Raw genomic sequence first — 21,799 nt, 5'->3', positions numbered from 1 at the left:
GGTACGCATTACAAACCTGCGCTCGGAGCGCAGAACCAGCAGTCTTCGCCGCCAATCGGCATGCCGGGCGGCAAGGTCTCGACCGCGCCAGCGCGAGGCGCGGCCAGGGCCTGCCTGGCGCCGGCGTCGTCGCTGAGCAGGGCCCGCGAAAGCATGGCGGCTTGGTCGCCCTCAGCCCCGCCGCCCTGATAGGCGGCCAGGGTCTTGCCGAAGGTCCGCAGCGCCGCGTCGATCTGGGCGGCCGCGGTCGGCGAGAGCGCCTTGTCGCTCTGCGCCTCGATCAGATCGCTGACGACGCGAGCGCGGATGCGACGACGCAAGTCGCCGAGCCGCCCCTCGGCGTCGCTCGGCGCGACGGACGCCAGCAGGCGCTCGGCCAGCTCGGCCACGCCCAACTGGGCCGGATCGCGACGGTTCTGCTCAACCACCCGGTTCAGCCGTTGCGGATTGAGCAGCAGCGACACAGTCTGGTCGGCGGCCATCTCGGCGGCGGTCGGCAGGTCGAAGATCGCCGGGCCCGAGGTCGGAAAGATCTCGATCTCGTAGGCCTTGTCCCGCGCGCCCGACTGACCGGACGATAGCAGATTCAAGAGGGGATCCGGCAGGTCCAGGGCAGCCGCGTCGGTCGTGCGCAGCAGAGCGTCCAGCGCCTTGCGTTGTGTGGCGGCCGGCGGGATGGACGCGCTCTCATGGCCATCGCCGCGCACGGCGTAGGCGTAGTCGACGCCGCCGATCAGTTTCACGGCGGCTTCGACCTGGTAGCGATGGAACAGGTAGATCGGCGCCAAGACACGCTTCAGGTCCGCCGCCGGCGCGCCCTTGGGCAGGTTCGCCAGGCCAAACCGGCTAAGCGCCAGCCTGCGCACGGCCAGCACGTGATCCAGCTCCGCGACCGCGTCGGGACCATTGTCCCAAAGCGCGCCGTAGGGCTGCCCCGCCGAACCGCTGCGCGAGTCCCCGTCGGTGACGTAGCGAAGCCCCTTGGCCTGGGCCTCGCGCGCCAGCCGATCAAGGCGCGCGGCCTCGTTCGTGCCCGGCGCGCCCTGCGAGTAGAGCCAATTGATCGCGAAACGATCCCAGGCTCCCACGCCCTTGGCGTAAGCGTCGGAGAGGTCCAGCCGGTCGCCCTGGATCTTCACCTGCGGCGCGGGATAGTCCATGACCGACGCGCGGCCATAGGTGCTGCCCGCGAAGTTGTGAGCCAGACCAAGGGTGTGGCCGATCTCGTGCACCGACAGCTGGCGGATACGCGCCAGCGAGACATTGATCGGATCGTCGGGACCGCCCTTGCCCGTTTTGTCCGCGCCGACAAGGCCCTCGAAGATCAACCGGTCCTGGCGCACGCGCAGCGAGCCCAGTTGGACGACGCCACGGACGATTTCGCCTGTGCGCGGATCGACCACGGTAGTGCCGGTCGACCAGCCGCGGGTCTGCCGGTGGATCCAGTTGACCACGTTATAGCGCGCGTCCATCGGATCGACGCCCTCGGGCAGCAACTCCACCCGGAAGGCGTCGACATAGCCGGCCTCCTCGAAGGCCTTCGCCCACCAGCGCCCGCCTTCGATCAGAGCCGAACGGATGGGTTCGGGCGCGCCGCGATCGACGTAGTAGACGATGGGCTTCTTGACCGGCGAGCGGGTCGCGGTTGGGTTGGTCTTCTCGAGCCGGAACCGGCGCGCCAGGCGCTGGACGATCGGCTGGTCCAGCGGCGCGGCGTAGTCGGCGAACAGCACCTGGGCCGAAGTGCCCGTTCGCGGATCGTAGGCCCGCGAGACGAACCCCGGCGCCGGCAGACGGATGAAGCTGTGATGGACGCCAAAGGTCACGGCGCGACCGTCGGGCGCGATGCCGTTCACCTCGCCCCCCGGCTCGTCGGCGGTGAAGGTCTGCCGGGTTTCGAACTCGAGGTTGTCGGGGAAGAGGCCGGTCAGCGGCAGGTCGACATAGCTCAGCGACGAGGCCAGCTTGTAAGCGCCCTGCTTGCCGCGCTTGAGCCCACCGGTGATGTCGAACGCGTCGCGCAGCAGGAACGAGGCGATGTCGACCGTCACGCCGCCCTCCGGGGTGTCGGCGACTACGTCGCCAGACCAGACGACCGAGGGCGGAAAGCTGTCCTGGACGGTCCGAGCTTCCTCCGGCGCGCCGCCAACAGCGCGGAAGCCGTAGTTTTCGAACGCAATCAGCACCTTCTTGCCCACGCGCCGGAAGATCAGCACCTGGGTCTCGCCCGTGGCGGCGCGGTCCAGGCCGACTGGCGTCGATCCAAGGCCGCCACTGAGGCTGGGCTGGTAGAGGAACCGTCCAGACACGCCATCGGCGGCGGGCGGCGGCAAGGTCACGATCACGGCGTTCTTGGCCGCGTCGGTCTTCACCGGCAGCAGAGCCGCCGGAGAAGCGGCCGCTGGCGCGGGCGCGCCAGCGGTCTGAGCGAAAGCAGCCGGCGCGGCGGCGAGCGCGAGCGCGGCCAGCGCGCTCGAAACCCGCCAGCGCGCTCGGTAAGCGCTGAACTGATGCGTCACTTGAGTCCCCGTCCCTAGAACGTCTTCTTGACCGAGACGTACCAGTAGCGGGCATACGGCTGATAGACCGTTCCGTCATAACCCGCCGAGCTCAGCGGCGGATCCTTGTCGGTTAGGTTCCGCACGCCCAGCCGCAGCTTGGTGTTGGCCTGGGCGAAATCGTACTCGCCATACAGGTTGGCGGTGATCTGCGAGTCGACAACCCACGGCGACCCGGCCGAGTCGAGCAAGGCCGTGTCGTTGTAGTCGCCGATGTATTGAGTGAAGCCGCCGACGGTCAGCTGCTTGTAACGCCAGGTCAGCGAGGCCGAGACCTTCCAATCGGTCTTGCCGTTCTGCCGCAGCAGGTTGCCGCCGCCGTTGATGGTGGTGCCGGCGTTGATCTTGCCCGCGCTGCGCGCCGCCAGCAGCTCAGCGATGCCCGGCGATGGCGACTGATAGTACTTGATCAGGTGCGCTGCGTTCACGTTGAGATCGAAATCGCCGAGCTTGTCGGTGTTCAGGCGATACATCAGGCCCAGGTCCAGGCCCTCGACGTCCTGCGGCTGCAGATTTGTATACTTGTCATTGACGTACAGAACCTGACCGGCGGCCGCGAGGCCGGTGTCCTTGAACGCGGCGATGTCGTCGGCCGTCGGGGCGGCGCGGATGACGTTCGGGTTGCTCGAACCCGACTGGCGCAGCAGGTAGTCCAGGATCAGGGCGTTGCCCTCGCCGAACACCCCGATCAGGCCCGTCTGCTTCACCTTCCAGTAGTCAACGGTGAAGGTCAGGCGGCCATATTCGGAAGGAATGAACTTCGGCTCCAGGACCACGCCGTACGACAGGGTCTCGGACTCTTCGGGATCCAGGTCGGGGTTGCCGGCCCGGCGCGCCGTGGTCAGCAACGAGCGCGAGCAACCCGCGAACGAGGTGATGCGCTTGGCCCGCAGGTCGGCCTCGCAGAAGGCGTAGTCGGTGCGGGTGTTGGACCGCGACACTACGGTGGCGTTGATCTGCTCCAGGTTCGGCGCCCGGAAGCCCTTGGCCCACGAACCGCGGATCCGGACGCCGTCGATCAGGTCCCAGGCGCCGGCGATCTTGGGCTTCGCCGTGTTGCCGAAGTCGCTGTAGTGCTCGTAGCGACCCGCCAGCTGCAGATCCAGGCGATGGACCAGCGGGATCGACATCTCGGGCGAAACCAGGGGAACGGCGAACTCGATATACGTCGAGGCGACCGAACGGTGACCCTTGGTGTCGGGGTTCATGCTGGAGTTGATCAGGTCGCTCAACACCGCGCCGCTGATCGGGTCGGTGAAGGTGATCGTCCCGTCGATGCGCTTGTCGCGGTCATCCATCTGGGTCTCGCGACGCACCTCAACGCCCGAGGCCACGCCGACGTCGCCGGCCGGCAGGCTGAAGAGGTCGGGCCTGGAGACCTTGAAGTCCCAAGAGGCCAAGGTGCTCTTGGTGCGGCGCTTGATCTTGACGCGGATGGCGTCGATGGCCGCTTCGCTGTTGCGGGTGGTGTCCGCGCCGCTGGGATTGTTGATGTCCGAGCCGTTGAAGACATTGTAGGCGTCGGGCGTGGACAGGGCCAGCTGGGCGTGGAGCTTGGTGTTGGAGATGTTGTCGCTGATGTCGTCGGCGGTGGCTTCCGAATAGACCAGAGCCGATTCCCAGTCGAAGCCGAACTTCCGGCCGCGGACGCCGCCCAGCACCCGATACTGGTCGTTGGTGACGTCGACATGGGTCAGGCCCAGGTCGGCGAAGGTGTAGCCGCGCAGGGTCAGCGGCAAGCCGCTGGCCGGGACGTTCAGATTGGGCAGACGGTTGGGGTTGGCCGTCCCGTTGGCGAAGGTCATCGGGCCGAAGGGGTTCCAGTAGTTGCTGGCCGGGATGCTGATCACGCCCGAGGACAGCGTGGCGATCGGCGCCTGCAGGGCGCTGGTCTTGGCGTGGTAGAGGCCCAGTTCGCCGAAGACGGTCAGGTCGTCGGAGATGTCGTAGTGGCCGGTCAAGAAGACGTTTGTGCGCTTCAGCTCCGGGATCACCGTCGTGCCCAGGGACGCTGAGTTGAAGCGCAGGTTGCGATCGACGCCCGAGGTCGCCAGCGCGCCGTCGTCGATGCACATGCCGCCGCTGATGTTCAGCTGGCATCCGGCGAAGGTCGAAGGCTGGATGTGGAAGTAGCCGGCGCCGCTGGTCAGGGCCGTGGTTCCCTGGCGCACGGTTCCGAAGCTCTGCGGAGTCTGGACATAGGCCCAGGGCGTTGTGGTGCTGCGACCATCAAGACTGGCGACGCCGTCGAAGCGAGTGCCGGCGAACAGCGGACGGCGGTCAGACGAAGCGGTGTAGTCCTGGTCCGTCGAGCGCATGCGCGTGCGCTGGTCGTACGAGACAAAGGCGCTGACATTGCCGCGGCCGTCGGCGAAGTTCTTCCCGCCGAAGGCGTTGAAGTTGTACTCTTTGAGGTTCGTCCCCTCGGCGAAACCGTACTGACTCGAGGCGGTCAAGCCGTCGACGTCGTCGCGCAGCACGGTGTTGACCACGCCGGCCACGGCGTCCGCGCCGTAGATGGCCGCGGCGCCGTCGCGCAGCACTTCCATTCGCTTGAGGCCCGTCACCGGAATGGCGCTGGTGTTGTAGGTCAGCACCGGCACCAGGTTGTCATTGGCCTGGCTGGTCGGGTGGGTGACCACGCGACGACCGTTCAGCAGCACCAGGGTGTTGCCGATGCCCAGGTTGCGCAGGTTCACCGAACCGACGTCACCCCGGGCGCTGTTGCTGCTGCCCGGCAGGTACTGGGCGTTGAAGTTGACGTCGCCCATCTGCGGGATCGATCGGAAGAGCTCGTCGCCGGACACGGCGCCGGACGCTCCGATCTGGTCCTCGCCGACCACCGTCACCGGCAGGGCCGCGTTGACCTTCGCGCCCTTGATCTGCGAGCCGACGACCACGACGGCCTCGATCTCGGTGGGTTCCGCCCCTGCCGGCGGCGCCGTCTGCGCCCAAACGTGGGCGGAGAAACCCGCGGCGCAAAGCGCCGTGGTGGCAAGCACCAGCTTGCGGTGATTGATGATCATGTAAGCCCCTCCAATAAACGCAACGCGCGAGCCGCCCCCTGCCCCACTCCCGAGAGAGCGGGGCATGGCTCACGCCACATTCCGAACACGAATGGATCGGACGAGCCCCAACCCCATCAAATTAGTCGAGTTTTAAAATGGAATTTTTCTGACAACAGGCGCAGGGTTGATCAAATAGACACCCCCAAATGGGCCCACTTGCCCAAGGCCAAGGCAAAAAATTACCCCAATAAAAGGATTGACGGCGACAGAAAACGGCTCTCTGCGCGAGGCGATATCGGCCTCAGATTGACCGTCGCCGCTCGTGTCATTCCGGCCCGTCCCTGGTGGCGTAGGGGCAGACGCCAACCTACTGAGTGATCGCGGGGAAGGTCAGGGTCACACGCAGTCCGCCAAGCGTCGCGACATCCAGCGCCACGCGACCTTCGTAGAGCCCCACCAGATCCCGCACGATCGACAAGCCCAAGCCATGCCCAGGCGTTCGCTCATCCAGTCGCTCGCCAAGGCCAAAAACGTGCTCGTAGCTCTCGGGCGGCAAGCCCGGCCCGTCATCGTCGATGATGATTTCAGCGAAGTCGCCCCGGCGGCGAACCAGGACCTCCGCCCGCGACCGCGCCCACTTGCCCGCGTTGTCGAGCACATTGCCGAGGATCTCGCTCAAGTCCTGGGCGTCCACCGCGACCACGGGCTGATCCTCGTAGGCGACGGCGAACGACACGTCGCGGCGCGCGTAGAGGCGCGACAGGGCTATGACGATGGGGCCCAGCGTCGATCGCACATCGGCGGCCACGCCGGGGGCGCGCTTCAGCGCCGCCGCGCGGGCCCGGGCGATCTGATAGTCGATCTGACGCCGCATCCGCTCACACTGCAGGATGATCACCTCGGCGGCTTCCACCTGGCCCGACGCCCTCATGCGTTCGGCCTCATCCGTCAGAATGGCGAGCGGCGTCTTGAGCGCATGGGCCAGATTGCCGGCCTGGGTGCGAGCGCGCCGCAGCATCTCGAGATTGCCCTCGAGCAGCGCATTGAGGTCGACCGCCAGGGGACGCACTTCGCTGGGAAGATCCTCGGGAAGTCGGCTGGCTTGGCCCATCCGAACAGCCGACAACGCATGGCGCATGCGGCTCAGCGGGCGTAGGCCAAACCAAACCTGCAGCATCGCTGCGGCGATCAGACCGGAAGCGACGATCGTCAGCGACAGAAAAAGAGTCCAGTTGAACCGCCCCAGCACCTCGTCGAGGAGACGCTGATCAACGCCAATGCCCAGGCGCAGCGGCGGACCGTTCGGCGTGGCCACCGATCGTTCGACCAGACGCAACTGCCCCGAGGGACCATCGACAAAGACATGCCGTTCGGCCCCGGAAGGCGGAAACGGCCCGGGCAGCGGCAAGTCGCGTCCCGCCAGCGACGGCGAGGTGATCGCTTGGCCGCTCTGAGCCTCGACCCGCCAATAGAACCCCGAGTCCCTGGGCAGAAACCGGGGATCGCTGAGACGTCGATGCAAGACCAGCTTGCCGTCCGGGGTGAGTTCGATCAGCGCCGCCAGCTCGGCGGCATGGCCGTGCAACTCGTCGTCGAACTGCTGGGTCACGTGGGCCTTGAACAGTTCCGACAGCAGAAAGCCGCTAACGGCCAGGCCCGCGATAATCCAGATGGCGGCGCCGACGATCAGACGGGTGCGGAAACTGGTCCAGAGCTGTCGCATCAGGCGAACTTGTACCCCAGGCCTCTGATCGTACGGATCGCGTCCTTGCCCAGCTTCTTGCGCAGGCGGGCCACATAGACCTCGATCGTGTTCGACTCGCGCGTCTCATCCAGGCTGTAGACGTGGTCGATCAGTTCGCCCTGGGACACGACGCGACCAGCGCGGTGCATCAGGTAAGCCAGGACCTTGAGCTCACGGGCGGTCAACTCGACGGCTTCGTCGCCCCGTTGGACAGTGCCCGCCTCTGGATCGAGCACGATGTCGCCGCGTCGCATGACTGGCGAAGAGCGCCCCGCCGAGCGTCGCGTAAGCGCCCGCAAGCGCGCCACCACCTCGGCGTTCTGGAAGGGTTTGCCAAGATAGTCGTCGGCGCCGGCGTTCAGGCCATCAACCCGGTCGGTCCAGGCATCGCGCGCTGTCAGCACCAGCACGGGCATGTCGCGGCCTTCTCGGCGCCATTGCTTCAGCACCTCCAAGCCCGGCAGGCGCGGCAAGCCCAAATCCAGAACCACCGCGTCGAAGTCGTTGGTCCGGCCCAGCAGGAGGCCGGTCTCGCCATCGCCGGCATGCTCGACGACGAAGCTCGCCTCCGCCAGCGCCGCGACAAGCCGGCGGGCGATCTCGGGATCATCTTCGACGAGCAGGACGCGAATGGCGGGCCTCCCTTGACTGTTGGCCATCCATAACACCAGCGCCTGAAACGAACCTGACTAAGCGCTTTCAGGTTCGTTTCAGCTTCGTTCCAGACAGGCTTCAGGCTGGCGGCGCATCTGGGTCCGGTTCAAGCCCTTCGAGGAGCCGATGCCCCCTGCTCGCCCCCTACTTGCCGCCGCGCTCGTCGCCGCGCTCTCGACCGCGACGGCGTCCGCCGCCGCGCCCGTGACCTTGAGCGCGTCGCAGGAGAAGGCGATGGGCATCGTCCTGGCTGTCGCCAAGCCGGCCTCCAACGCCCCCGTGGCGGCGCTGCCTGGCGCCGTCACCCCGCCTCTGAACGGTCGCCGTGTCGTCGCCGCGCCGTTCGCCGGCACGGTGATGCGCGTCCATGTGCTGGAGGGACAAGCGGTCAAGGCGGGCGCGCCCTTGGTGACGCTCTTCAGCCGCGAGGCTCTCTCCTTGTCATCGGAGCTCATCCAGAATCAGGCCGAACTCCGGGTCGCCGAGGCCTCGGCGCGTCGCCTGCAACAGCTGGCGAGCGAGGGCGTGATCGCCGGCGCCCGCGCCGAGGAGGCGCAGGCCCGTCTCGCCCAGGCCCGCGCCATGGTCAACGAGCGTCGCCGCTTGCTGTCCGGCGCCGGAGGGGCAAGCGGCGAATACGTCCTGCGGGCCCCCGCCGCCGGGCGCGTGGCGGCCATCACGGCTCAGCCCGGAGGCGGCCTGGAGGCCATGGCGCCGGCCGTGACGCTGGACAGCGCCGACCGTCTCTGGGTCGAGGCGCATGTCTCTCCCGAGATCGCCCGCAAGCTCAAGGTCGGCTATCCGATGCGGGTTGGCGACGTGAGCGGCCGGATCGTCGCCTTGGGCGCCAGCATCGACTCGAAGACCCGCTCGCTGCCGCTCCGGGCCGAACTCAGCGCCACCGGCGGACTCGCGCCCGGCCAGACGGTGACCCTCACGCTCCTGAGCCCTGCTCCCGCCGCAGCCCAGGCCATCCCGCGCGGCGCGCTGGTGCAGGACCACGCCGGCGCGCGCGTCTTCGTCAAGACGGCCGCCGGCTACGAGGCCCGTCCGGTCACCGTGGCGGGCGTGGCGGGCGCGGAAGCGGTGGTCACGGGACTTTCGAGCGGCGCGCGCGTCGCGGCCTCGGGCGCGTCCCAGCTGAAGTCGGCGCTGGGCCACTAGGATGCGCAAGCTCATCGCCTTCGCGCTCTCGCAGCGCCTGCTGGCCGCCGTGCTGGCGATCGCCCTGGTGGGACTGGGCGTCAACGCGTTCCTGAAGCTGCCCGTCGACGCGTTTCCAGATATCTCGCCGACCCAGGTGAAGATTATTCTCAAGGCCCCGGGCATGACCCCCGAGGAGGTCGAGAGCCAGGTCATCACGCCGCTGGAGATGGAGCTGCTGGGCATTCCCAAGCAAGCCATGCTTCGCTCAACGGCCAAGTACGCCATCGCCGACCTGACGATCGACTTCGCGCCAGGAACGGATGTCTACTGGGCCAGGCAACAGACCGCCGAGCGTCTGTCGAACGCCATGGGCGCCCTCCCCGCCGGCGTCAGCGGCGGCCTGTCTCCGATCTCCACGCCCCTGTCGGACATCTTCATGTTCACGCTCGAGGGCGAGGGCCTCACCCTCGAGCAGAAGCGCACCCTGCTGGACTGGACCATTCGCCCAGCCCTGCGCGGCCTCCCGGGCGTGGCCGACGTGAATGTGCTGGGCGGCCGGGCCAAGACCTTCGAAGTCTCGCCCGACCCCGCGGCGCTGGCGGCTGCGGGCCTGACCGCCCAGGCGATCGTCGACGCCATTCCCGCCTCCAACCGCAACGATGGCTCGGGTCGTCTCAACGAAGGCGAAGAGGCCCTGGTCGTGCGCGTGGCTGGCGCGATTACGAGCCTGGATGATCTGCGTGACACGGCGGTGTCGCTGCCCGGCGGAGGAACGGCGCGGCTCGGCGACCTGGCCCAGGTCAGCGAAGGCGCCCTGACACGCTATGGCGCGGTCACCGAAAGCGGCCGAGAGGAAACCGCGGAGGCCATCGTGATCGCCCTGAGGGGCGCCGACGCCAAGACGGTCGTCAAATCGGTCGAAGCGCGCTTGCAGGAAATCCAACCTTCCCTGCCCAGGGGCGTGACGGTCAGGCCTTTCTATAATCGCTCCGACCTGATCGAGCGCGCCACAGGCACAGTCAACGAGGCCCTGGTCGAAGCCACCGTTCTGGTCGTCATCCTGCTGCTGCTGTTCCTCGGCGACCTTCGCGCGGCGACCGTGGTCGCGGTGACCCTGCCCCTGGCGGCGCTCACCACCTTCCTGTTGATGAAGGCGTTCGGGCTCTCGGCGAACCTGATGAGCCTGGGCGGCCTGGCCATCGCCATCGGCATGCTGGTCGACGCCGCCGTCGTCGTGGTCGAGAACACCGTGGAGCGCCTCGACAACCCCGCCCTGACCGGCTCGCGGCGGCTGCACGTGATCTATGAAGCCGTCGCCGAGGTCGCCGCGCCGGTCACGTCGGGCGTGCTGATTATCTGCCTCGTCTTCCTGCCGTTGCTCAGCCTGCAGGGGCTGGAAGGCAAGCTGTTCGCGCCGGTGGCCCTGACAATCGTCTTCGCCCTGGGCTCATCGCTCCTGCTGTCGTTCACGGTGATCCCGGTCCTGGCCTCCCTGCTCCTGAAGGCGCACGCGCACCGGGAGTCCTGGATCATGCGCCGGATCGGCCCCTTCTACGAGCGCCAGCTGGCCCGCGCCTTGGCCCGCCCCAAGCCCGTCTTCGCGGCGGCCGGCGGCGGCATGGTTCTGGCGGCGATCGCCTATGTCCTGATCGGCAAGAGCTTCATGCCGACCATGGATGAAGGCGCCATCCTGATGCAGCTGGCCAAGCTGCCGTCGATCAATCTGGACGCCAGCGCCAAGCAGGACATGGCCGTGCAGCGCGCGATCCTGGCGCAGGTGCCCGAGGTCAAGCGCATCGTCGCCCGTGTTGGCTCCGACGAGCTGGGCCTCGATCCCATGGGCCTGAATGAGACCGACAGCTTCCTCGTCCTGGCCGACCGCAAGGATTGGCGGAAGAAGGACAAGGCCTGGCTGACGGAGGAGATCCGCAAGGTCGCCGCCCAGTTCCCCGGCGTGGAAGCCACCTTCACCCAGCCCATCGAGATGCGCGTCTCGGAAATGCTGACCGGCAGCCGGGGCGACCTGGCCGTGAAGGTGTTTGGCCCCGACCTCCAGACCCTGGGCGATCTTGCGGGACGGATCGAGGAGACCTTGAAGAAGACGCGCGGCGCGTCCGACGTCTACACCGTGGCCGGCGACAGCGTGACCTATCTCCAGCTGGACGTCGATCGCGCCGCGGCGGTCCGCGCCGGCCTCTCGGCCGAGACGTTGCAGCAGGAACTGCGCGCCCAGCTAGAGGGCGCGCCGGCCGGCGTGGTCTTCGAACAAGGCAAGCGCACGCCGATCCTGGTGCGCGGCCCGCGGGATCTTCGCGACGACCCGGCCCAGTTCGAACAGGCCCAGATCGCCACGCCCGACGGCGGCCTCCTGCGCGCCGGCGACGTGGCGCGCATCGAGCGCCGGGAGGGGCCGGTCAAGATCGATCGCGAGAACGCCTCCCGCTTCGCCGTGATCCAGGCCTACGTGCAGGGCCGCGACCTTGTCGGCTTCGTCAAGGAAGCGCAGGCCAACGTCGCCCGCGATGTCCCCCTGCCCCCTGGCTATCGCATCGCCTGGGGCGGCCAGTTCGAGAACCAGAAGCGCGCCGCGGCCCGTCTCGGCGTGGTGGTGCCGATGGCGCTGGGCCTGATTTTTCTGGTTCTCTTCATTAGCTTGAAATCGACACGGCAATCGCTGCTGATCCTGGCCAACATCCCGTTCGCGATGATCGGCGGCATCGTGGCGCTGTGGATCTCGGGCGAGTACCTGTCGGTCCCGGCGTCCGTGGGGCTGATCGCCCTCCTCGGCATCGCGGTTCTCAACGGGCTGGTCCTGGTCTCGCACTTCAATGAGCTGGTGCAGCAAGGCCGCGACGTGACCACCGCCGTCACGGAGGGCGCGCGCCGACGGCTGCGTCCGGTCCTGATGACCGCCAGCATCACGGCGCTGGGTCTGGTCCCGCTCCTGACCGCCACTGGCCCCGGTTCCGAGATCCAGCGTCCGCTCGCCATCGTCGTGGTGGGCGGTCTGGTGACCTCCACCCTGCTCACCCTGATCCTGCTGCCCATCCTCTATCGCCGCTTCGGCGTCGAGCGAGGGGCGGCGGTGCCGGAGGCCTGATCGTGAAAGCCCTTCTTCTCGCCGCCGCGGCCGGTCTCGCCCTGGCCACGCCCGCGACGGCCGCCGCCCCCGGTTGGAGCCGACCGGATTTCCTGCCGAGCGACGCGCTCATTCTGGCGGCGCTGGAAGCTTCGCCCGAGCTGGCGGAGGCCCGGGCCCTGGAGCGCGGCGCCGAGGCCGAACGACGCGGTCTCGCCGCGGGTCCGTACGAGACGATCATCGGTCTTTCGAGCGACCGCCGCCGGATCCGAGGGGAAGGTGATTTCGCGGAATGGTCCGTGCAAGCCAGTCGGGCCCTCCGCTCTCCGGGCAAGCGCGCGCTGGATCTGGCGGCCGGCGCGGCCGGCGCGCTCGCGGCGCGCGACAGCGTAGACGACGCCCGTCACCAAGCCTCGCTGCGCCTCGCCGGCCTCTGGATCGAATGGCTGGAGGCCGAGGCCCGCATCTTGGTGGATCGCGACGAAATCGCGGTCGATGAAAGAGAAGTCGCGGCGCTGCGGCGGCGGGTCGAGCTGAAGGACGCGTCCCAGCTTGAGCTCGAATTGGCGCAGGCGGCCTTGGCGCGAGCCCAAGCGACCCTGGCCGAAACTCAAGGACGCGCCGAGGCCGCGCGATCGGCGATCGACATGCTGTACCCCGGCCTGACTCCGCCCCGCGCTCCGCCCCTTTCCGAACCGGTGGCGCCGACTCGCGCCCTGGACGACTGGATTCCCGTGGTCATCGCGCGCAGCCACGAGATCACCATCGCCAAGGCGTTGGCGGACCGCGACAGCGCCCTGGCCCGGCGGGCTCGCCTTGACCAGCGGCCCGATCCGACCGTCGGCCTTCGAGTCTTTAATGAGCGCGGCGGCGCCGAGACCGGCGCCGGGCTCACGGTCAGCATTCCGTTCGGAAGCGTCGGACGCTCGGCCACGGCCGAACGCCAGTCCGCGTCAGCCTCCGCCGCCGAGGCGCGCTATCGGATGGTGGTCCGCAACGTCGAAGCCGAGGGACGCAACGATGTGGCCAAGGCCCGGTCGGGTCTTGCGGCCTGGGCGCGGGCCAGCCAAGCCACCGCCGCCGCGGCCCAGGCCGCCGATCGGGTGCAGCGCGCCTACGCCCTTGGCGAGCGGGACCTGACGGATCTGTTGGCGGCCCGCCGCCAGCTTTTCGAGGCGCGTCGGACCGAGGTTTCGGCCCGCGCCGCCGCCCAGAACGCGCTGCTTCGGCTAGCCCTGGACGCACATGAACTCTGGCTGTCCGAAGAGAAGGCCTCGCAATGATCACCGCCATCGGCCTGGCGCTTTCCCTGGCGCTCTCCCCTGCCGCGTCGTCCGCCAACGTCGTCGTCGGTGATATCGGAAGCCGCGCCTTCATCGTGAAGGCGATTGGTCTCGACCGCACGGCCGATGACAATCAGATCCTCCGCGGATGGCTGTGCCGCCGCGCTCCGGGCATGCCCATCCGGCGCCTTGTCGTCATTGCGGAGGACCGCGCCGGCAACGCGATCTGGGATAGCGTCGTCACAACGCCGGCCTTCGCCTCTGGACGAACGAAAGAGTGCCGCGTGCTACGGATCGACGTGCCGCCCAAGATCGCATCGCAGGCCGCGCTATGGAGACTGAAGCGCCCCTAGTCAGCGCGCCGGCTCTTTTCGCGTTCATCCGGCCTAGACAGTGAACGCCTTCCGCCCACGCTCGACCGACATCCGGTGCGTTCCAGCCAGCGTGGTGTCGCGGTCCTTGATCGTCTTCAGGAATAGCCACTCCCCAGTCACGCGCTTCTGAGTGACCTCGATCATCATGTAGCCGCGCTGGCTGGTGTTCGCCCACTTCATCTCGGGATTAGCCGCCATGAAGCCGCGCGCGACCACCTCGGGATCAGCGCCCATATCGCCCTCAAGGCCGTTTGAGGTGACCGCATGGCCGGCGAACTCGACGCCAGCGGGACGGCCGTCCTCGATCAGGCCGAAAGCCCAGGCGTTGTGGCTGTCGCCCGACAGCATGACGAGATCGGCGTCGGCGGTTTGGGCCGACCGCAGCAGGCGTGAGCGGGCGGCGGGATAGCCGTCCCAGCGGTCCATCCACATCGGCAGGCCCTGGGCGGCGGCGCGAATGTCGTTGCGATAGCTGGCGACCTTCTTGTCGGAGACGGTCGGTCGCAGCCAGTCCACAGCGTCCTTGGGCATGACGGTCCGGCCAAGGATCGTGCCCATGCCGACCATCTGCCAGCCGGGATTGGTCTTCATCTGATGGGCCAGCCAGCTTTCCTGCGTAGAGCCCATCATGGTCGCTGAGGGATCTTTCCAGACGCCGTCGCGGAACGCCTTGAGCGCGGCGTCGGCATCAGCGGCCTTAAAAACCGCATCTATATTGGCCGGCTTCGTGCGAGCCAGAAGGCGAGACTCCGTGCGGTAGAGGGTCGCCAACGTCCCGATCGGATAGGCCTTCCAGGGCTCGTCGGAGACCGGCATCCACTCGCGATAGACCTGCATGGCCGCCGCGCGGCGCAGATTCCAGTCGCCTTCCTTGTCCGACTGATGGTTCTGGGCGCCGCCCTCCCAGCTGTCGTTGGACGACTCGTGGTCGTCCCACAGCGCGACCATCGGGGCCATCTGGTGCAAGCGCTGCAAGTCAGGATCGGCGCGATAGCTGGCGAAGCGCAGGCGATAGTCGGCGATGGCCAGGATCTCGGTCGAGGGCTCGGGCAGACGGCCGGCGACGAGGTCGGCCTCCTTGATCGAGGCCGAACCGTATTCATAGAGGTAGTCACCGGTGTGCAGCCAAAGATCCAAGTCCGGACGCGCGGCGGCGTGGGCGTAGGCGTTGAACCAGCCGTAGGGCAGGTTCGAGCACGAGAAGACGGCCAGGCCGAAGCGGTTCACCGGGCCTTGCGGCAGGGTTTTGGTCCGGCCGACGGGTGACCTGGTCCCGTCCGGCGCGATGAAGCGATACCAGTAGGCGGTCCCCGGCTTCAGGCCGTCGACCGTCACCTTGGCGGTCCAGTCGCGATGGGCGCCGGTGCGGACAACGCCCCCCGAAACCACCTTCGCGAAGCCCGGGTCCAGGGCGACCTCGACCTCGAGGCGAACAATGTTGGCGTCCGCCGCAGGGACGTAGCGCGTCCACAGCAGCATGGAGTCGGCAGCGGGCTCGCCGCTGGCCACGTTGTGGGTGAAGCCGGTCGCGCCCAGCACCTGCCGTGCGAACGCCTGACCCGCGGGCAGAGTCAGGCCGGCCAAGCCGAGGCCTCCGGCGATCAGACTGCGACGATCGATCCTTGGAGCCATGGGAAGGTCCTCCGCAAAAGAAACTCCCGCGGCCGGCAAGCCGCGGGAGATAAGTCGGTCGGGGAAAGTCTAGAAGGAGCCCTTGACGCCGATGTTCCACATCGAGCCATAGATGCTGTACTGTTGCACCCGGCTGCGAACGTTTGAGTAGATTACGTCCGGCGCGTTGAAGATGTTCCGGCCGGCCAGCATGACCTCGAACTGCTTGTTGATCTTATAGCTGGCGCTGACGTTCCAGAGCTCACGGGCGGCATGGTAAAGGATGCCGTTGTTGGCCGTGGTCGGCGTGTTGCTGAGCGCGCTGGTCCGGTACTTCGACTGGGCGTTGCCGGTCAGCTGGACGTCGAACTTGCCATAGCTGTAGCGCAGGCCCCAGTTGCCCGAGGTCTTGGGCAGGCTGACGCGCTCGCCGTCGGGGTCGATCTTGGTGATCGAGGCCCGCAGGCCAAGGCCCCGCAGCACGCCCGGCAGGAAGGTCAGCTGCTGGTCGTATTCCAGCGTCAGACCCTTGTTGGTGTTGGTTCCCGGCAGATTCTGGGCGGCGCGGAACGCATAGCCGGCGTAGTCCGCGGGATTATAGCCCACATCCTCGGGGTTCACCGTGACGCCGGTGACCTGCATGTCCTTGACGTCGAGCTTGTAGGCCGAGACGCCGATCACGCCCGACGGCTCCAGATAGTACTGCAGGCTGGCGAAGTACTTGGTCGAGTGCTCGGGCTTCAGCAGCGGGTTGGGCACCGTAACGATCAGGGTGTTGTCATTGACCGAGACCACGCCGCCCAGGTTGCCGTAGTCGGGGCGCAGGATCGACTGGCTGAAGGCCAGTTGGCCGACCAGCTTCTTAGTGAAGTCGTACTTGGCGCCGCCGCTCCAGAACCAGTCGTCATATTCGCCGTGGCGGGTCGTGTAGGTCCCGTTGCGATACTGATAGAGCAGACCCGGGACCGTACTGGTCGACAGACCAGCGGCGGTCACCTCCTTCGCCGGCCGGATCGCGGCGACGCGCGCGTCGGTCTTGGTCTTTTCGTAGCGCAGGCCCAAGTCGAACGAGGCCTTGCCGATGCGCGGCTGGACCTCGAAATAGGCGGCGTTGATCTCTTCGCCGACCTTCTTGTTGTTGTCGAGGCGGCGCTTGAGATTGCCCACCGTGTCCGGGACGAAGTACTCCGGATGAGCCTTGTAGATGTCGTAGACCGCATAGTTGCTGTCCGCGCGCCAGTTTTGGTCGTTCATATTGCCGGCGTCGAAGCCCAGGATCTTGAACTGGTAGTTCTGAGTCCAGGGAATGACCGCCTCCGGCGCCTTCTGGGTCAGGTCGCCGGTCTGGCCGACATATTGGAATTGCTGGTAGGAGCCCTCGTTGGTCTTCCAGACGTTGGTCCGGAAGGCGGCGCCGGCCAGGACCTTCAGCTGCACGTCGCCGATGCTCAGCTTCTTCTTCAGGTCGAAGTTCAGGCCGTACATCTGGTTTTGCGCGTCGGACTCCGACGTGCGGATGTTGTTGCCAATGTCATCGTCGCGATTGAAGCTGGTCGGGTCGCCCCAGGGACGGCCGGCGGTCTGGCGCAGGGTCCAGGCGTTCGAGTCTTCCGAGGCGCGGTCCAGCGTGAAGCCGATGCGCGTCAGGTAACTGTCCGTACGCTGAAAGAAGCCCTTCGAGTTGTCCCGGAAGTTGAATTCCGAGGTGGAATAGCTGCCGCGCAGCAGCGCCTCCCAGGTGTCGCCGCGATATTCCAGCTTCGGCGCGACAAGCCACGAGGGCGTGCCGGCGTAGCGGTGCGAGTACTGGGTGTGCAGGCGGGTGCTGGTCCCGTTCGGATTGACCACGATGTGGGTCGGGGTCGAGTCCGCCGTCGTCTGGGACGCGCTGGTCGTGCCGAAGATCAGGTAGGTGTACTGGTTGAAGTACTCGACGTCGTAGAATGAGTAGGTCGAGCGCAGCGACAGGGCCCACTGGTCTGTCAGCTTGTAGTCGACGCTGAGGTTGGCGGCCTTGCGGTGTGTCAGCTTGGGGCCCGGACGCCACATCACCTGATAGGGAATGACCCGGCCGCTGGCGAGGTAGGACCAGTCGGTCTGGATGCGGTCCTGCTGGACGTAGTTGGCGTTGTAGCTGGCGTTGAAGGCGATCCCCAGCCGGCCGTCCAGGAACACGTCGGCATAGCCGACCTGGGCCGAGGGAAAGATCGTCGAGTGCTTCTTGTCGTCCGGCAGATACTTGCGCGACAGTTCGCTGTCCGACGTCCCCACGCCGCCGAGTTGGAAGCGCAGCAGGCGGCTGGTGCGCTGGAAGGCGTACTTGCTGCGCAGGTTGATCGCGCCGCCGGGGCTGTCGGCGTCCATGTTGGCCTGCAGCGTGTTGTTCAGCTCGATCGAGTCGACGCCGGTGATCGACATCTGCTCGAACGAGTTCTGGCGGCCGCTGTTGTTGTTCGACGTCGCCGTCGCCATGCGCGCGCCGTCGGTCGTGAAGGTCGAGTACTTGGGATCGAGGCCCCCGATGCGGACGGCGGTGGCGTCGACCTCGGTGTAGTCCAGCGAGATGCCAGGCATGTTCTTCATGAACTCGCCGACGTCGCCCATGGTCAGGGCGCCGAAGTTGTCGGCCGCCACGACGGTCTTGGCGTTGGTCGAGGCGCGACGCTCCATGATGGCCGAGGCCTGACCGTCGCGCTTGGCGGTGATCGTCACCGCTTCGACCTGGTCCAGGCTGGACAGCGGGCTCAGCGACACGTCGAGATTGGCGGTCTGGTTCGGGGCGACGGAGACGACCAGCGTGGCCTCCTGCAGGCCCGCGTACTTGACCTTCACCGTCACGTCGCCGGACGGGACGCCGGTCAGGCGGAAGTCGCCGTCCTCTTCCGAATAGGCGACGATCGGCGCGCCCTCGACCCGGATCTCGGCGTTGCGGACGTATTCGCCGGTGGCGGTGTTGAGGACGCGGCCTCGAACGCTGCCGCTACCGACTCCGGACTGGGGGCGGGAGACGCTCGCGGTCGATCGCAGGGTGATGATCTGACCGTCGTCAGTGTCGATCTGCAGCGGCGTGCCGGCGATCAGACGGCTCAGGGCCGTGCGAACGTCCATCGTCCCCTTCACCGCCGGGGTCTGGATGCCCTCCAACTGGCGCGCGGGAGCGATGATCTGCACTTGGCCTTGGCGGGCCAGCTCCGGGATGGCGCGGACGGCCGCCTGGGCCGGGACATCGAAGACGCGATCCTGCGCGAACGCCGGCGCGGCGATCGCCATGGCGACCAGCGACGCCCCGCAGGCCAGAAGAGAAGACCGAGAAATCATTGGCTGTACGAACCCCCAAGCATCGCGTTGCTCGCGACGTTGCGGGTTGAGAGCCGTCGCCCCGCCCCCTTCCGCTATCTGTTGCAAAAACTTCTTATTGCGCCGCAGCAGGAGGTTGTGCGCCGCGGCTCAGCACAACCGTGTCGCCGTCTCTCTGCAGGCGCGCGTCGAAGACCTGAGCCACGGCGCGACTGAAGCCGACCGGGTCGCTGGCGGCGAAGAGGCCCGTGACAGGCTCGCGGGCCAGGGCGGGGTCGCGGATCTCGATCCGGGTGTCGCTGTAGCGCGCGAAGGCTAAGGCGGCCTGGCTGAGGGTCTCGCCCTCGAACGCCAGCTTGCCATCGCGCCAGGCCAGTTCGCGGGTCACCGCCTCGGGCGCGATCGGACGAGGCCGTTCGGCGGAATGGTGGACCGCGTCGGCCAAGGCCAACCGGGTGTTGGCGCTGACCGCCAACACCTTGCCTGCGCCAAAGAGCGGGGCGGCGGAGACATCGACCCGCCCCTGGCTGACCAGCAGGTCGACCGGAGCCTTGTCCAACTTGCGAACGCGGAAGCCCGCCTGCGTCGTCCGCAGCTTGCGACCGTCCACCTCGACCACGAACGGCCGCCGCTCGTCGCGGGCGACCGAGAAATAGGCCTCGCCCGTCAGCAGGGTGACCTCGCGTCGCCCCTCGTCATAGCGGACGCGGATGCGGCTTTCGGTGTTCAGAAGGACGGTCGATCCGTCCTTCAGCGGCACCAGACGGATCTCGCCGCGCTCGGTGCTGACCACCGCGCCGGCGGCCGAACTCGCCAGGCCAAAGGCGACCAGGGAGGCGGCCGCCACCGCCGCGCCGGAGCCTGTCAGCACCCCGCGGCGCGACAGCCTCGGGCGCCGCGGCTCCGCGAAGGTTTCGGGATCGAAGTCGGGACCCAGGGCCTGGGCCGACTCGCTCATCAACGACACGGCGCGCGCGCGCAGCAGCGCGCCCCGGCGGCGGGGATCGCCCCGCAGCCAAGCCTCCAGCGCCGCGTCCTCGTCCGGCGAGAGCGGGCCGCGATCCTGCCGCGCCGCCCATTCGGACGCCGCGCGGTCAATGTCGCGATGGGTTTCTCGCACGGCCATGTCTCGAGGCGCTCTCCCGGTTCATCGTCTTAGAGGTTTGGGACCGCTTGTTTCCGCCACGCCCGAACCAATCAATCAAGAAAAGCACGCCTCGGGAGATGTGCGTCTCGACGGTGTTCTCCGAAATGCGCATGCGCGCCGCCACCTCGCGCTGCGACAGTCCCCGGACGCGACGCAACACGAAGGCCTCTTGCGTCTTCGCCGGCATGGCGGCGATCGCGCGCGCCAGCTGCCGCAGCTCGTCCCGATCGATCGTGCGCTGCTCGGGCGAGGCTTCGTCGTCCAGCGGGTCCAGCCGCTCGAGGTCCTCGACCGCATGGATCGGCACGATCCGAGCGCGGCGGACATGGCGCGTGATGATCGATCTCGCGACCTGGAACAGATAGGCGCGGGGATGGCGGATGCCGTCGACCGACTCGAGCTCGGCCAGGATCGAATAGGCTTCCTGGATGATGTCGTCGGCGTCGACGCCGGGCAAGGCCCCGCGCGACAGCCAGCCCCGCAGCGCCGGCTCATGCGGAAGGATGTTCCGCAGGAACCACAGTGTCCTATCCCTGTCGGCGCTGCTCATCCGTCATCCGCTGGCTGAATATTGCGCTAACCCCGGCGCAGGCGCCCCTCGGTTCGGAAACCTGCCTAGCCATCTATTGTGACAGTCCGGCTTAGCCAGAACCTGAAGTTGTCGCGAGATCACCGACCAGCCGGGGCGGCGGTCAGGGCGCGCGCATCTTCCTCCGTAGCCGGTGCAAATGGCGCCTGTGCGTCGCCAGTCCAGCGCATCAGAGTAAGATCGGCGGTCTGCTTGCCATCGATTGCGGCGTTGGCGGAGACATAGAACAGCCCGTGGCCGACGGGCTGGAAACCGACGTCGGCCTTCTGGTTCCAGCCGCGCACGCCGGTGGCGGGATCCTTCAGGCCGTCGGCGGCGAGTGGGATCAACATCCCCTGCTCCCACCCCTTGCCGCCAGGAGCTGGCGCGCCGAGCAAGTCGGCCGCCGCCGGCTTGGCGCGCGCCTCGATGGCGAACAAGAGATAGTTGGGGAAGTCCGGCTTGCCGCCCCGATAGACGCCCATGAACCAGCGCTGCTGGGTTTCGTCATAGGCCAGGTTCTGTACGCCGTAGCGCGTGTTGCCGGTGCGGACGAAATATTTGCCATTCGGCGCCGCGGGGCCGTTGTGATGCGGCGCCGCCTCGGTCAGGGCGCTGGCGTAGCGGTCCCAATCGCCGACGGCGTACTGCAGCAGCACCTGATGGTCATTGTCGGTCCGCGACGTGTCCCCGTAGATCCCGTAGGCCACGGTCAGGTAGCGCGGACCGTCCACGTGGCCGAACGCTGGGCCGAACGACACCCCGTCGATGCCCGAACAGCCATAGCGGTGATCGCGCGAGGCGACTCCATCGCCCTTGAACTTGCCGTCGTCGCCATCGAGCTGTCCGTCGCCGTTCAGGTCGGCGGAATAGTCCTTCACGACCTCGGGCAGGTAGACGGTGCGAAAGATCGCGCTTTGGCTCGCCTCGACGCCCACCTTGTTCAAGCGCGCCACGTCGATGACCGCTATGTAGAACGCCTTGTCCTTCTTGTATTCGAGCGACCCATAAACCTTGCCGTCGGCCGGATTGAAATCGAGGTCGCCCAGGTGCCCGGTCCAGCCGACCAGGGTCCCGATCAGCTTCCCGTCGAAGTCGTACTTCGCGAGCAGGTTCGTGAAGGAGTAATAGACGTAGCCGCCCCTCACATCGACCGCGACGCCCTGCACGTGCCCGGACGCCCAGGTCCCGCCGTTTTGGGTCAGCGGCAGGCGAGCCAGCCCGCTGGGCGCGGCCGCCGCGGAGGAACCAAGGCCCAAGATCGCCGCCGAAACGGCGGCGACGAACCAAAGACGACTGAACATGACCAGAATCCCGACTGATATCAGGC

Annotated in this window: 13 protein-coding genes; 4 read left to right on the top strand and 9 right to left on the bottom strand. The window is 67.4% G+C overall.

What is annotated here, in order from left to right; genetic code table 11:
- Nucleotides 1–8: 8 nt before the first annotated feature.
- The 4 genes from AX690_RS17220 to AX690_RS17205 form a co-directional block, all read right to left on the bottom strand.
- A complete protein-coding gene (locus AX690_RS17220) occupies nucleotides 9–2,519 on the bottom strand; it encodes a zinc-dependent metalloprotease (protein WP_066685493.1) in 2,511 nt (836 codons plus the stop codon).
- 14 nt (nucleotides 2,520–2,533) lie between these two features.
- A complete protein-coding gene (locus AX690_RS17215) occupies nucleotides 2,534–5,584 on the bottom strand; it encodes a TonB-dependent receptor domain-containing protein (protein WP_066685495.1) in 3,051 nt (1,016 codons plus the stop codon).
- 349 nt (nucleotides 5,585–5,933) lie between these two features.
- Nucleotides 5,934–7,289: an ATP-binding protein gene (locus tag AX690_RS17210; protein ID WP_066685496.1), complete on the bottom strand. Its 1,356-nt coding sequence runs from the start codon at nucleotides 7,287–7,289 to the stop codon at nucleotides 5,934–5,936.
- Nucleotides 7,289–7,942 (bottom strand): response regulator transcription factor, encoded by a 654-nt coding sequence (locus tag AX690_RS17205; RefSeq protein WP_066685568.1) that lies wholly within the window; start codon nucleotides 7,940–7,942, stop codon nucleotides 7,289–7,291. Before AX690_RS17205 ends, AX690_RS17210 begins: the two co-directional genes overlap by 1 nt.
- Nucleotides 7,943–8,090: 148 nt before the next feature.
- Between AX690_RS17205 and AX690_RS17200 the strand changes: the two genes are divergently transcribed.
- Genes AX690_RS17200 through AX690_RS17185 form a run of 4 tightly spaced genes read left to right on the top strand, consistent with a single transcriptional unit; the run spans nucleotide 8,091 to nucleotide 13,825 of the window.
- Nucleotides 8,091–9,128 carry an efflux RND transporter periplasmic adaptor subunit gene (locus AX690_RS17200; protein WP_082769718.1) on the top strand — a complete coding sequence of 346 codons (1,038 nt, stop codon included), beginning with the start codon at nucleotides 8,091–8,093 and terminating at the stop codon, nucleotides 9,126–9,128.
- Between the two features lies 1 nt (nucleotide 9,129).
- Complete coding sequence (locus tag AX690_RS17195; RefSeq protein ID WP_066685504.1) at nucleotides 9,130–12,210, top strand: efflux RND transporter permease subunit; 3,081 nt, start codon at nucleotides 9,130–9,132, stop codon at nucleotides 12,208–12,210.
- 2 nt (nucleotides 12,211–12,212) lie between these two features.
- Nucleotides 12,213–13,472, top strand: coding sequence for a TolC family protein (locus tag AX690_RS17190; protein ID WP_066685505.1), 1,260 nt, complete (start codon nucleotides 12,213–12,215; stop codon nucleotides 13,470–13,472).
- Complete coding sequence (locus AX690_RS17185; protein ID WP_066685507.1) at nucleotides 13,469–13,825, top strand: hypothetical protein; 357 nt, start codon at nucleotides 13,469–13,471, stop codon at nucleotides 13,823–13,825. Before AX690_RS17190 ends, AX690_RS17185 begins: the two co-directional genes overlap by 4 nt.
- 33 nt (nucleotides 13,826–13,858) lie before the next feature.
- Here the strand turns inward: AX690_RS17185 and AX690_RS17180 are convergent, their stop codons facing one another.
- The 5 genes from AX690_RS17180 to AX690_RS17160 all read right to left on the bottom strand — a co-directional run bounded on the left by AX690_RS17180 (nucleotide 13,859) and on the right by AX690_RS17160 (nucleotide 21,773).
- Nucleotides 13,859–15,478 carry an alkaline phosphatase gene (locus AX690_RS17180; protein WP_066685509.1) on the bottom strand — a complete coding sequence of 540 codons (1,620 nt, stop codon included), beginning with the start codon at nucleotides 15,476–15,478 and terminating at the stop codon, nucleotides 13,859–13,861.
- Nucleotides 15,479–15,547: 69 nt separating this feature from the next.
- On the bottom strand, nucleotides 15,548–18,775 hold the full coding sequence (locus tag AX690_RS17175; protein WP_066685511.1) for a TonB-dependent receptor domain-containing protein: 3,228 nt from the start codon (nucleotides 18,773–18,775) through the stop codon (nucleotides 15,548–15,550).
- Between the two features lie 94 nt (nucleotides 18,776–18,869).
- The gene (locus AX690_RS17170; protein WP_066685513.1) at nucleotides 18,870–19,880 is read right to left on the bottom strand and encodes a FecR family protein; all 1,011 of its coding nucleotides are present in this window, start codon (nucleotides 19,878–19,880) and stop codon (nucleotides 18,870–18,872) included.
- The gene (locus AX690_RS17165; RefSeq protein ID WP_066685515.1) at nucleotides 19,849–20,451 is read right to left on the bottom strand and encodes an RNA polymerase sigma factor; all 603 of its coding nucleotides are present in this window, start codon (nucleotides 20,449–20,451) and stop codon (nucleotides 19,849–19,851) included. Before AX690_RS17165 ends, AX690_RS17170 begins: the two co-directional genes overlap by 32 nt.
- Before the next feature lie 119 nt (nucleotides 20,452–20,570).
- Nucleotides 20,571–21,773, bottom strand: a complete 1,203-nt coding sequence (locus AX690_RS17160; protein ID WP_066685517.1) for a hypothetical protein — start codon at nucleotides 21,771–21,773, stop codon at nucleotides 20,571–20,573.
- Between the last annotated feature and the right edge of the window lie 26 nt (nucleotides 21,774–21,799).

The organism is Caulobacter sp. CCH9-E1, from assembly GCF_001556515.1.
Lineage (GTDB): Bacteria > Pseudomonadota > Alphaproteobacteria > Caulobacterales > Caulobacteraceae > Caulobacter.
This window is presented reverse-complemented; position numbering and strand designations above follow the sequence as displayed.